Raw genomic sequence first — 11673 nt, 5'->3', positions numbered from 1 at the left:
ATCCCGTCGCCGGCCAACCCGCCGTCCGGCTGCCGCTTCCGCACCCGCTGCTGGAAGGCGGAGGAGCGCTGCTCGACCGAGGTCCCGCTGCTGGCGGTGCCCGAGGTGCTGAGCGGCCCGGCCAAGCACCAGTCGGCGTGCCACTTCGCCGCCGTCCGGGAGACGGCCGCGGCCTGACCGCCCGCCCGTTCCCGCCCGGAGGGGCCCGCTGCCGTTCGCGGCGCGGGCCCCTCCGGCGTTCGCGCGCGGGGCCTGTCGGGGCGTCAACGGCCGTCGCGGCGGGTGCACCCGTCCGGGGGTACCGCACTCGCGCCGCCGGGCGGCCGAGCTTCTCATGGGGTGTGATGCGTCACACACCTTGAGGAGGGACCTCCATGCCCGTGGCCACCCGTGCTCGATGGGTCCTCGCCGCAGCGACGTCCGTGGCCCTGGTGGCCAGTGGATGCAGCAGCAGCAGCGACGGGGGCGGCAGCAGCGGCTCGTCGGACAACAGCAAGACCTTCAGTTACCAGAGCAGCGAGCCGCAGAACGCGCTGCAACCGGCCAACGCCAACGAGACCGGCGGCGGGCGCATCCTGCAGAACCTGTTCAAGGGCCTGGTCGACTACGACCCGTCGAACGCGAAGATCCGGATGCAGGTCGCGGACACGATCGACACCAGTGACTCGCAGACCTTCACGATCACCCTGAAGGACGGCTGGAAGTTCCACGACGGCACCCCGGTGCACGCCAAGAACTTCGTGGACGCCTGGAACTGGGGCGCCACCGCCACCAACAACCAGATCAACAGCTCCTGGTTCTCCGACATCGAGGGCTACCAGGACGTCCACCCGGAGAGCGGCCAGCCGACCACGACCAAGATGTCCGGGCTGACCGTCACGGACGACCTGCACTTCACCGTCAAGCTGAGCCACAAGGTCTCGTACTTCGAGTACAAGCTCGGCTACATCGCCTTCTCCCCGCTGCCGGACGCCTTCTACAACGACCCCACCGGGTACGGGCAGAAGCCGGTCGGCAACGGCGCCTACCAGTTCGTCAGCTGGGACCACAACCAGCAGGTGGTCACCAAGGCCTTCCCGGACTACCAGGGCGTGGACAAGCCGAAGAACGGCGGCATCGTCTTCAAGATGTACAGCACGGCCGAGGCGGCCTACGCCGACCTCCAGTCCAACAACCTGGACGTGATGGACCAGGTGCCGCCCTCGGCCCTGGCCACCTACAAGAGCGACCTGGGCGACCGGGCGATCGACGCCCCGCAGGGCGCCATCCAGAACATCGGCTTCACGCTCTACCAGGCCGACTGGGCCCCGCCGGAGAAGGCGAAGGTGCGCCAGGGCCTGTCGATGGCGATCGACCGCGACACCATCACCAAGACGGTGCTGCAGGGCTCCCGCAAGCCGGCCACCGCCTGGGTCGCCGAGGGCGTCGAGGGATACAAGAGCGGCCAGTGCGGCGACAACTGCACCTTCGACCCGGCCAAGGCCAAGCAGCTGATCGCCGAGGGCGGCGGCGTCCCCAACAACAAGATCCTCATCACCTACAACGCGGACGGCGGCCACAAGGAGTGGGTCGACGCGGTCTGCAACTCGATCCGGCAGAACACCGGTGTGGACTGCGTCGGCGACCCGAAGCCGGACTTCAAGACGGCCCGCGCGGCGATCACCGGCCACCAGATCAACGGCGCCTTCCGCACCGGCTGGGTGCAGGACTACCCGCTGAACGCCAACTTCCTCGCCGACGTCTACCGCACCGGCGCCGCGTCCAACGACTTCGGCTACAGCGACCCGCAGTTCGACCAGCTCGCCGACCAGGCCGACGCGGCTCCCAGCGTGAACGACACGGTGACCGGCTACCAGCAGGCCGAGGCCGTACTGGCCCAGGGCATGCCGGCCATCCCGCTCTGGTACTACCGCACCAACTCGGGCTACTCCACCAAGGTCCAGAACGTCGCGTTCGACTCCTTCGGCAACCCGGCCTGGACCCAGGTCGAGGTCAAGGGCTGACCGGGCGCCGTCAACGCCCCTGGTCCCCCGCGCCGGCCCCGTCCTTCCCGCACGGAGGGCGGGGCCCGGGCACTTGATCACGTCTCCAGGAAGGAGGCTCGAATGGGCAGTTACGTCCTGCGGCGGGTGCTGCAGATGATCCCGGTGTTCTTCGGCACCACCCTGCTGATCTTCCTGATGGTCTACACGCTGCCGGGCGACCCGGTCTCGGCCCTGTTCGGGGAGAAGGCCGCGGACCCCGCCGTGGTCGCCAACCTCAAGCACAAGTACTACCTGGACCAGCCGATCTGGAAGCAGTACCTGCACTACATGGGGAACCTCTTCCAGGGGGACTTCGGCACCAGCTTCACCGGCCGGCCGGTCTCCGACATCATGGCGGACGCCTTCCCGGTGACCATCCGGCTGGCCCTGCTGGCCTTCGCCTTCGAGATGATCTTCGGGCTGCTGCTGGGCCTGGTCTCCGGACTGAAGCGCGGCAGCCTGCAGGACACCCTGGTGCTGATCCTCACCCTGCTGGTGATCTCGATCCCGGTCTTCGTCCTGGCGTACATCGCCCAGACGGTCTTCGCGACCAACCTGGGCTGGGTCACCCCGACGGTCCAGGACTCCAAGGACCTCTCGCAGCTCATCCTCCCGGCGATCGTGCTGGGCTCGCTGTCACTGGCCTACGTCGCCCGGCTCACCCGCACCTCGATCGGCGAGAACCTGCGGGCCGACTACATGCGCACCGCGGTGGCCAAGGGCCTGCCCCGGCGCACCATCGTCTCCCGCCACCTGCTGCGCAACTCGCTGATCCCGGTGGTCACCTTCCTGGGCACCGACCTCGGCGCGCTGATGGGCGGCGCGATCGTCACCGAGGGCATCTTCAACGTGCAGGGGGTCGGCAACGTCCTCTACCGGGCGATCAACCAGAAGGAGGGGCCGACCGTGGTCGGCATCGTCACCGTGCTGGTGATCGTCTACCTGGTGGCCTCCCTCGTCGTCGACCTGCTCTACGCGGTCCTGGACCCGAGGATCCGCTATGCCTGACGTCCATGACGAGAACTCCTTCGAGCCGCATCCCAAGCCGGGGGTCGACCACTTGGACTACGCCGGCGAACAGGGCATGGCGGTCGAGCAGGAGACCCTGGTCGAGCCCGACCCGGGCAAGCGGGAGGAGGCCCGCAGCCTCTGGGGGGACGCCTGGCGGGACCTGCGGCGGCGGCCGATCTTCCTGATCTCGGCGGTGCTGATCATCCTGCTGATCGTGATGGCGATCTTCCCCGGGGCGTTCACCGACGCCGACCCGCGCAAGGCCGACCTGGTCAACAACTACCTGAAGCGGCCGGACTGGACGGACTTCTTCGGCGCGGGCTGGTTCGGCTACGACGGCCAGGGCCGCTCGATCTACGCCCGGGTGGTGTACGGCGCCCGGGCCTCGATCACCGTCGGCATCTTCGTGACCGCCACGGTCACCGTGCTCGGCGGGCTGACCGGCATGGTGGCCGGCTACTTCGGCGGCACGGTGGACGCGGTGCTCTCCCGGATCATCGACATCTTCTTCGGCATCCCGCTGCTGCTCGGTGCGCTGGTGCTGCTGAACGCCTTCTCCGTCCGCACGGTGTGGACGGTGGTGGTCGCGCTGGGCGTGCTGGGCTGGACCCAGATCGCCCGCGTCATGCGCGGCGCGGTGCTGACGGTCAAGCAGTCCGACTTCGTGGTGGCCGGGAAGGCGCTCGGCGCCGGCACCGGCCGGCTGATGTTCCGCCACATCCTGCCGAACGCGGTCGCCCCGGTGATCGTGGTGGCGACCATCGCGCTGGGCGGCTACATCGCGACCGAGGCGACGCTGAGCTTCCTCGGCATCGGTCTGCAGGACCCGACCATCTCCTGGGGCATCGACATCTCCTCGGCCCAGAAGGTGATCCGGACCGCCCCGTTCGTCCTGTTCTTCCCGGCCGCCGCGCTCTCCATCACCGTGCTGGCCTTCATCATGCTGGGCGACGCGGTGCGCGACGCCCTCGACCCGAAGCTGCGCTGAGCGAGGGGACGCATCGTGACCACAGCAGTCGATAGCGGCCAGACCCGGCGGGAGGCGCCCTACGAGGGGCCGCTGCTCGACGTCCGGGACCTGCACGTCGAGTTCGTCACCCGGGACGGGGTGGCGCGGGCGGTCAACGGGGTCAACTACAGCGTCCGGGCCGGGGAGACGCTGGCGGTGCTCGGCGAGTCCGGCTCCGGCAAGTCGGTGACCGCACAGGCGATCATGGGCATCCTGGACATGCCGCCGGCCCGCATCCCCCGGGGCGAGATCCGCTTCCGCGGCCAGGACATGCTGAAGATGGACAAGGAACAGCGGCGGAAGGTCCGCGGCCAGAAGATCGCGATGATCTTCCAGGACGCGCTCTCCTCGCTGAACCCGGTCCTCAGCGTGGGCTTCCAGCTCGGCGAGATGTTCCGCGCCCACCAGGGCAGCTCGCGCAAGGCGGCCAAGGAGAAGGCCGTCGAGCTGATGGACCGGGTGCGCATCCCCGCCGCCAAGCAGCGGGTCAACGACTACCCGCACCAGTTCTCCGGCGGTATGCGCCAGCGCATCATGATCGCGATGGCGCTGGCACTGGAGCCGGACCTGATCATCGCGGACGAGCCGACCACGGCGCTGGACGTCACCGTCCAGGCCCAGGTGATGGACCTGCTCGCCGAACTGCAGGCCGAGTACCACATGGGGCTGATCCTCATCACGCACGACCTGGGCGTGGTCGCGGACGTCGCCGACAAGATCGCGGTGATGTACGCGGGCCGGATCGTGGAGACGGCACCCGTGCACGAGCTGTACGCGCGCCCGGCCCACCCGTACACCCGCGGGCTGCTGGACTCGATCCCGCGCCTGGACCAGAAGGGCCAGGAGCTGTACGCGATCAAGGGCCTGCCGCCGAACCTGCTGCGGATCCCGCCGGGCTGCGCGTTCAACCCGCGCTGCCCGCGCGCCCAGGACATCTGCCGGCAGCAGGTGCCGGAGCTGTTCCCGGTCACCGAGGACGACGGCACCGAGCTGGCCGGGCGGGGCAGCGCCTGCTTCTTCTGGAAGGAGACCCTCCATGACCGCTGACGGGCCCGGCACGGTCGAGTCGCCGGCGGAGGCCGCCTTCGAGCAGGAGGTGGCGCGCGGCGAGCCGATCCTCGAAGTCCGCGACCTGGTCAAGCACTTCCCGCTGACCAAGGGCGTCCTGTTCAAGAAGCAGGTCGGCGCGGTGAAGGCGGTCGACGGGGTCTCCTTCGACCTCATGCAGGGGGAGACGCTGGGCATCGTCGGCGAGTCGGGCTGCGGCAAGTCGACGCTCGCCAAGGTGCTGATGAACCTGGAGCCGGCCACCGGCGGCTCGGTGCGCTACAAGGGCGAGGAGATCTCGCGGCTCTCCGGGTCGGCGCTGAAGGCGGTGCGGCGGAACATCCAGATGGTGTTCCAGGACCCGTACACCTCGCTGAACCCGCGGATGACGGTCGGCGACATCATCGGCGAGCCCTTCGAGATCCACCCCGAGGTGGCTCCCAAGGGCGACCGCCGCAAGGCGGTGCAGGACCTGCTGGACGTCGTCGGCCTGAACCCGGAGTACATCAACCGCTATCCGCACCAGTTCTCCGGCGGCCAGCGCCAGCGCATCGGCATCGCCCGGGGCCTGGCGCTCAAGCCGGAGATCATCATCTGCGACGAGCCGGTCTCCGCGCTGGACGTCTCGGTGCAGGCGCAGGTGATCAACCTGCTGGAGCAGCTCCAGGGCGAGTTCAACCTCTCGTACATGTTCATCGCCCACGACCTCTCGATCGTCCGGCACATCTCCGACCGGGTCGGCGTGATGTACCTCGGCAAACTGGTGGAGATCGGCAGCGACCGGGAGATCTACGACCACGCCACCCACCCGTACACCCAGGCGCTGCTCTCGGCCGTCCCGGTGCCCGACCCGACGGCGCGCGAGAGCCGGGACCGGATCGTGCTGACGGGTGACGTGCCCTCGCCGGCCAACCCGCCGTCCGGTTGCCGCTTCCGCACCCGCTGCTGGAAGGCGCAGGAGCGGTGCGCGGTGGAGGTCCCGCTGCTGGCGGTGCCGGGCTGGCTGAGCGGAGCGGCCGCCCATGAGTCGGCCTGCCACTTCGCGGCCGAACGCGACGAGGCCGGGGGGGACCGGGCCGGAGGCGACGAGGCCGGGGGAGGCCGGGCCGAGGACGACCAGGCCGGGGGCGGGCCGGAAAGCGGTTGACACCGGGGCCCGGCCCCGTCACGGAGCGCGTCCTCCTCAGGGAGGGCGCGCTCCTCTGTTGTCCACCCGCCGACCAGCGGTAATTCCGGCGGGGTCGGACGGCCGTTCGCCCGAATAGATCATTACGCTTCGTAAATGCTCGAATACCGGTGCCACCGGTCCGTTATCCGGAAAGCGGAATTGACGATTCCGTGCGCGAAATGGCGGAATTGCCGAGTATTGTCACGGGTTGGTCCCGGCCCGTAATTGAAAAGAGATGTGACGGCGATTCCACCGAAGGGGTCGGTTGATCGATAGTTGCTCTGCGCGTATCAGTGGTCACCTCGCCAGCTGTGCGGATCGGCCCTGAGATGTCGACCCCCGTCGTGCCCGGTACACCGAGTGACGGGGCGCCGTTCGTTCGTAAGCCCCTAAATCGAGGAGCAGTTGAATGAGGCTCACCAAGACGATGCGTTGGACCGCGCTGGCGGCGTGTACCGCGCTGGCGATCTCCGCCTGCAGCACCGGCAGTGACAAGAAGTCCTCGGACGGGGCGAACGGGTCGGGCAAGAAGGGCGGCTCGATCAGCATCCAGTCGGGTGAGCCGCAGCACGGGCTGGTCCCGCAGAACACCGCGGAGTCCGAGGGCGCCCAGGTGCTCGCCCAGGTCTTCGCCGGCCTGGTCGAGTACGACCGCAAGACCAACGAGCCGAAGCTGCGCGTCGCCGAGTCGATCGAGTCCCCGGACAGCAAGGTCTGGACGGTCAAGCTCAAGGACGGCTACACCTTCCACAACGGTGAGAAGGTCACCGCCCAGTCCTTCGTCGACGCCTGGAACTGGGGCGCGAACCAGGACAACGCGGCCGAGGGCCTGCCGTTCTTCGCCAAGATCGAGGGCTCCGAGGAGCTCTCGCCGGGCAAGGACAAGAAGCCGGCCACCGACAAGCTCAAGGGCCTCAAGGTCGTCGACGACAAGACCTTCACGGTCACCCTCAGCGCCCCGTTCTCGCAGTTCAAGGTCATGCTGGGCTACACCGCCTTCTACCCGCTGCCGAAGGCGTTCTTCCAGGACCGGAAGGCCTTCGAGGAGCTCCCCATCGGCAACGGCCCGTTCCAGATGGACGGCAAGTGGGAGCACAACCAGCAGATCAAGATCAAGCGCTACGAGAACTTCCCGGAGTCGGACGGAAAGGCCAAGCTGGATTCCGTCACCTTCAAGATTTACGACAAGCTGGAAACGGCCTACAACGATCTCCGGGCCAACAACATCCAGATCACCAACAAGCTCCCGATCTCGGCGATGGCGACCGTCGCCCAGGAATTCGGCGACCGCTACATCTACAAGCCGGAGTCGGGCGTCGGCTTCATCGGCTTCCCGATCGCGACGAACCCGGCCGCCTACGGCAAGCCGGAGATCCGCAAGGCGATCTCGATGGCGATCGACCGCGAGTCGATCACCAAGCAGATCTTCTCGGGCACCCGCATCCCGGCCGACGACTTCATCAGCCCGATCATTCCGGGCTACCGCAAGGGCGCCATGGGCGACGCGGCGAAGTTCGACCCGGCCAAGGCCAAGGAGCTCTTCACCACGGCCGGCGGCGTCCCGAACAACACCATCGAGCTGGGCTACAACGCCGACGGCGGCCACAAGGAGTGGATCGAGGCGGTCGGCAACCAGCTGAAGAAGAACCTCGGCGTCGAGGTCACCTTCAAGCCGTTCGAGAAGTTCGGCAAGATCCTCGACGAGCTGGGCGCCAAGCAGTTCTCCGGTGCCTTCCGGATGGCCTGGCAGATGGACTACCCGTCGATGGAGAACTACCTGCGGCCGATCTTCTCCAAGGTCGCCATCGAGAACGGCTCGAACTACGGCGGCTACGTCAACGAGGAGTTCGAGTCGCTGCTGGCGCAGGCGGACCAGGCGAAGAGCCAGGAGGAGGGCCTGAAGCTGTACCAGCAGGCCGACGACGTCCTCATCAAGGACCTGCCGTACATCCCGGTCTACACCTACATGACCTCGGCCGCCTACACCAAGACCGTCAAGAACGTGGTCGTGGACGCCCAGAACCGCATCGACCTGGCCAACGTCGAGCTCGCCTGACCGTCCCCCAGTCCGACCGGTACGCCCTGACGGGCGGCGCGGGCAACCCCCGCGCCGCCCGGCTCCGGCGTGCCCCGATCACGAGGAGACCGCATGGGCCGCTATGTGGTCCGCCGGATCATCCAGGCCATACCTGTGATCCTCGGCGCGACGTTCCTGATCTACGCACTGGTCTTCCTGCTGCCCGGCGACCCCATCACGGCACTGGCCGGTGAGAAGCGGCAGGACCCCGCCGTCGTCCAGGTCCTGCGGGACCGCTACCACCTGGACGACCCGTTCTTCATCCAGTACTGGGACTACCTCACCGGTCTGTTCAAGGGCGACTTCGGTGAGGACTACCGCGGCAACCAGGTCGTCGACGTGATGCAGCGGGCCTTCCCGTACACCATCAACCTGGCGTTCGTCGCACTCGCCATCGAGATGGTGGTGGGCGTCACCGCCGGTGTCATCGCCGCCCTGCGGCGCGGCAGGTTCATCGACAACGTGGTGCTGATCTCGACCCTGATGGTCATCTCGATCCCGGTCTTCGTGATCGGCTTCGTGCTCCAGCTGCTCCTCGGGGTGAAGCTCAACACCGACTACGGCATCGACTTCTTCCCGGTCTCCTTCAACGAGGAGGCCGGCTTCCGGTCCTACCTGCTGCCCGGCTACGTCCTCGCCTCGACCTCCCTGGCGTACGTGGCCCGGCTCACCCGGACCAGCCTGATCGAGGTCATGCGGGCGGACTACGTCCGGACGGCGGTCGCCAAGGGGCTCAGCCCGCTGCGGGTGGTGGTCCGGCACGGGCTGCGCAACGCGCTGATCCCGATCGTGACCTTCCTGGGCATGGACCTCGGCGGCCTCATGGGCGGCGCGGTCATCACCGAGGGCATCTTCAACATCCCCGGCGTCGGACACCAGCTCTTCCAGTCCGTCTACCTGCGGGAACGCACCATCGTCGTGGGCATCGTGAGCGCCCTGGTGATGGTCTACCTGTTCGCCAACCTGGTGGTGGACCTGCTGTACGCCGTCCTGGACCCGAGGATCCGCTATGAGTGAGCCGACGAAGGACGAGAACGCCAGCGGGGCGATCCCCCGGCAGGCCCGCGGCGCCGCGGCGGACGGACCGGCCACCGAGGCCGGCCCGCTCACCGCGAACGGCCCGGCCAAGGACGGCAGGGGCAGCGAGCGGGTCGCCAGCCTCTGGAGCGACGCATGGGCGGACCTGCGGCGCAACCCGCTGTTCCTGATCGGCGGGTTCCTGGTGGTGTTCATGGTGCTGCTCGCGGTCGTGCCGCAGCTGTTCACCGACGCCGACCCGCGCTCCGGCGGCTTCTGCAATCTGACCGACTCGCTGAAGCGGCCCAGCGCCGACCACTGGTTCGGCTTCGACGTCCAGGGCTGCGACATCTACACCCGCACCGTCTGGGGCGCCCGCAACTCGATCATCGTCGGCCTGGTGACCACCACCCTGGTGGTGCTGGTCGGCGGCTCCCTGGGCCTGTGGGCCGGTTGGATCGGCGGCGTCGGCGACAGTGTGCTCTCCCGCGTCACCGAGATCTTCTTCGCCATCCCGCTGCTGCTCGGCGGCATGCTGATCATGTCGACCTGGGGCAAGGGCAACGCCTGGACGGTCTCCGCGGTGATGGCCGTGCTCGGCTGGCCGCAGATCTACCGGCTGATGCGCTCGGCGGTGCTGTCCAACAAGCACAACGACTACGTGGTGGCGGCCCGGGCACTCGGCGCCGGCACCGGGCGGATCGTCAGCCGGCACATCCTGCCGAACGCCGTCGCCCCGGTGATCGTGGTCTCCACCATCAACCTGGGCGTCTACATCGGCGCCGAGGCCGCGCTGTCCTACCTGGGCATCGGCATCCAGTCCCCGGCGATCTCCTGGGGCCTGATGATCAGCGACGCCCAGTCCCGCTTCCTGAACTCCCCGCACGTGCTGCTCTTCCCGGCCGCCGTGCTGAGCGTCACCGTACTGGCGTTCATCATGCTCGGCGACGCGGTGCGCGACGCCCTCGACCCGAAGCTGCGCTGAGGAGGGCCGCGGACCATGACTGACATGACCCAACCGGCGAAGGACGGCTCCGGCGCTGGCCGGGACGCGGTGGAGGTGCTGGGCGCGCGCCGGGAGAGCCTGGCACCCGGCACCCCGCTGCTGGAGGTCGACGACCTGCACATCGAGTTCCACACCCGGGACGGCGTCGCCAAGGCCGTCAACGGGGTGAGCTACTCGGTGGCGGCGGGGGAGACGCTGGCGGTGCTCGGCGAGTCCGGCTCCGGCAAGTCGGTGACCGCGCAGGCGATCATGGGCATCCTGGACATGCCGCCGGGGCGGATCACCGCCGGCTCGATCCGGTTCCGGGGCGAGGACCTGCTCACCATGAGCGCCAAGGCCCGGCGGGCGGTGCGCGGGCGCAAGATCGCGATGATCTTCCAGGACGCGCTCTCCTCGCTCAACCCCGTGCTCAGCGTCGGCTACCAGCTCGGCGAGATGTTCCGGGTGCACCAGGGCGCCGGCCGCAAGGAGGCCCGGGAGAAGGCCGTCGAGCTGATGGAGCGGGTGCGCATCCCCGCCGCCAGGCAGCGCGTGGGCGACTACCCGCACCAGTTCTCGGGCGGTATGCGCCAGCGCATTATGATCGCGATGGCGCTGGCACTGGAGCCGGACCTGATCATCGCGGACGAGCCGACCACGGCGCTGGACGTCACGGTGCAGGCGCAGGTGATGGACCTGCTGGCCGAGTTGCAGGCCGAGTTCAACATGGGCCTGATCCTGATCACGCACGACCTGGGCGTGGTCGCGGACGTCGCCGACAAGATCGCGGTGATGTACGCGGGGCGGATCGTGGAGACCGCACCCGTGCACGACCTCTACGCGCGCCCGGCCCATCCGTACACCCGGGGCCTGCTCAACTCGATCCCCCGGCTGGACCAGAAGGGCCAGGAGCTGTACGCGATCCAGGGCCTGCCGCCGAGCCTGCTGCGGATCCCGGACGGCTGTGCGTTCAACCCGCGCTGCGACCGGGCGCAGGACGTCTGCCGCACCGAACTCCCGCGCCTGGTCCCGGTGCTGGACGCCGAGGGGGCCGACCTGCCGGGCCGCCGGAGCGCCTGCCACTTCTGGAAGGAGACCCTCCATGGCTGAGCCCATCCTGGAGGTCAAGGACCTGGTCAAGCACTACCCGCTGACCCAGGGGATCGTCTTCAAGCGGCAGGTCGGCGCCGTGCGGGCGGTGGACGGCGTCTCCTTCGAGCTGGCGAAGGGCGAGACGCTGGGCATCGTCGGCGAGTCCGGCTGCGGCAAGTCGACGCTCGCCAAGGTGCTGATGCACCTGGAGACGGCGACCTCCGGCCAGGTGCTGTTCAAGGG

The 11673-nt window shown here is 68.5% G+C and carries 10 protein-coding genes and 1 pseudogene; all 11 read left to right on the top strand.

The window, feature by feature from the left end; all coding sequences use genetic code 11:
- Positions 1 to 177: pseudogene (locus ACFVFS_RS39490) on the top strand (peptide ABC transporter ATP-binding protein); the annotation flags it as partial.
- A 197-nt stretch (positions 178 to 374) separates the two neighbouring features.
- Positions 375 to 2003 carry an ABC transporter substrate-binding protein gene (locus ACFVFS_RS39485; RefSeq protein ID WP_380629855.1) on the top strand — a complete coding sequence of 543 codons (1629 nt, stop codon included), beginning with the start codon at positions 375 to 377 and terminating at the stop codon, positions 2001 to 2003.
- A gap of 102 nt (positions 2004 to 2105) precedes the next feature.
- Positions 2106 to 3032: an ABC transporter permease gene (locus ACFVFS_RS39480; RefSeq protein ID WP_380629854.1), complete on the top strand. Its 927-nt coding sequence runs from the start codon at positions 2106 to 2108 to the stop codon at positions 3030 to 3032.
- A 76-nt stretch (positions 3033 to 3108) separates the two neighbouring features.
- Positions 3109 to 4023 (top strand): ABC transporter permease, encoded by a 915-nt coding sequence (locus ACFVFS_RS39475; protein WP_380629856.1) that lies wholly within the window; start codon positions 3109 to 3111, stop codon positions 4021 to 4023.
- A 15-nt stretch (positions 4024 to 4038) separates the two neighbouring features.
- On the top strand, positions 4039 to 5091 hold the full coding sequence (locus tag ACFVFS_RS39470) for an ABC transporter ATP-binding protein (protein WP_380629853.1): 1053 nt from the start codon (positions 4039 to 4041) through the stop codon (positions 5089 to 5091).
- A complete protein-coding gene (locus tag ACFVFS_RS39465) occupies positions 5081 to 6238 on the top strand; it encodes an ABC transporter ATP-binding protein (protein ID WP_380629851.1) in 1158 nt (385 codons plus the stop codon). Before ACFVFS_RS39470 ends, ACFVFS_RS39465 begins: the two co-directional genes overlap by 11 nt.
- A gap of 430 nt (positions 6239 to 6668) precedes the next feature.
- Positions 6669 to 8315 (top strand): ABC transporter substrate-binding protein, encoded by a 1647-nt coding sequence (locus ACFVFS_RS39460; protein WP_380629849.1) that lies wholly within the window; start codon positions 6669 to 6671, stop codon positions 8313 to 8315.
- Positions 8316 to 8408: 93 nt separating this feature from the next.
- Positions 8409 to 9353, top strand: a complete 945-nt coding sequence (locus ACFVFS_RS39455) for an ABC transporter permease (protein WP_380629848.1) — start codon at positions 8409 to 8411, stop codon at positions 9351 to 9353.
- The gene (locus ACFVFS_RS39450; RefSeq protein WP_380629847.1) at positions 9346 to 10338 is read left to right on the top strand and encodes an ABC transporter permease; all 993 of its coding nucleotides are present in this window, start codon (positions 9346 to 9348) and stop codon (positions 10336 to 10338) included. Before ACFVFS_RS39455 ends, ACFVFS_RS39450 begins: the two co-directional genes overlap by 8 nt.
- A 15-nt stretch (positions 10339 to 10353) precedes the next feature.
- On the top strand, positions 10354 to 11448 hold the full coding sequence (locus tag ACFVFS_RS39445) for an ABC transporter ATP-binding protein (RefSeq protein WP_380629845.1): 1095 nt from the start codon (positions 10354 to 10356) through the stop codon (positions 11446 to 11448).
- Positions 11441 to 11673: ATP-binding cassette domain-containing protein (locus tag ACFVFS_RS39440; protein WP_380629843.1), on the top strand; the 233-nt coding region annotated here is incomplete at its 3' end. The genes ACFVFS_RS39445 and ACFVFS_RS39440, both read left to right, overlap by 8 nt.

Origin of the sequence: Kitasatospora sp. NPDC057692 (assembly GCF_042799475.1) — a bacterium.
Classification (GTDB): Bacteria; Actinomycetota; Actinomycetes; order Streptomycetales; family Streptomycetaceae; genus Kitasatospora.
Note: the sequence above shows the minus strand (reverse complement) of the source record. Positions and strands in the feature narration are given on the sequence as shown.

Coding starts and splice junctions, on each gene's coding strand:
- ACFVFS_RS39475 (WP_380629856.1), top strand. CDS start 3,109: ATGGCGGTCGAGCAGGAGACCCTGGTCGAGCCCGACCCGGGCAAGCGG.
- ACFVFS_RS39450 (WP_380629847.1), top strand. CDS start 9,346: ATGAGTGAGCCGACGAAGGACGAGAACGCCAGCGGGGCGATCCCCCGG.
- ACFVFS_RS39480 (WP_380629854.1), top strand. CDS start 2,106: ATGGGCAGTTACGTCCTGCGGCGGGTGCTGCAGATGATCCCGGTGTTC.
- ACFVFS_RS39455 (WP_380629848.1), top strand. CDS start 8,409: ATGGGCCGCTATGTGGTCCGCCGGATCATCCAGGCCATACCTGTGATC.
- ACFVFS_RS39445 (WP_380629845.1), top strand. CDS start 10,354: ATGACTGACATGACCCAACCGGCGAAGGACGGCTCCGGCGCTGGCCGG.
- ACFVFS_RS39465 (WP_380629851.1), top strand. CDS start 5,081: ATGACCGCTGACGGGCCCGGCACGGTCGAGTCGCCGGCGGAGGCCGCC.
- ACFVFS_RS39460 (WP_380629849.1), top strand. CDS start 6,669: ATGAGGCTCACCAAGACGATGCGTTGGACCGCGCTGGCGGCGTGTACC.
- ACFVFS_RS39485 (WP_380629855.1), top strand. CDS start 375: ATGCCCGTGGCCACCCGTGCTCGATGGGTCCTCGCCGCAGCGACGTCC.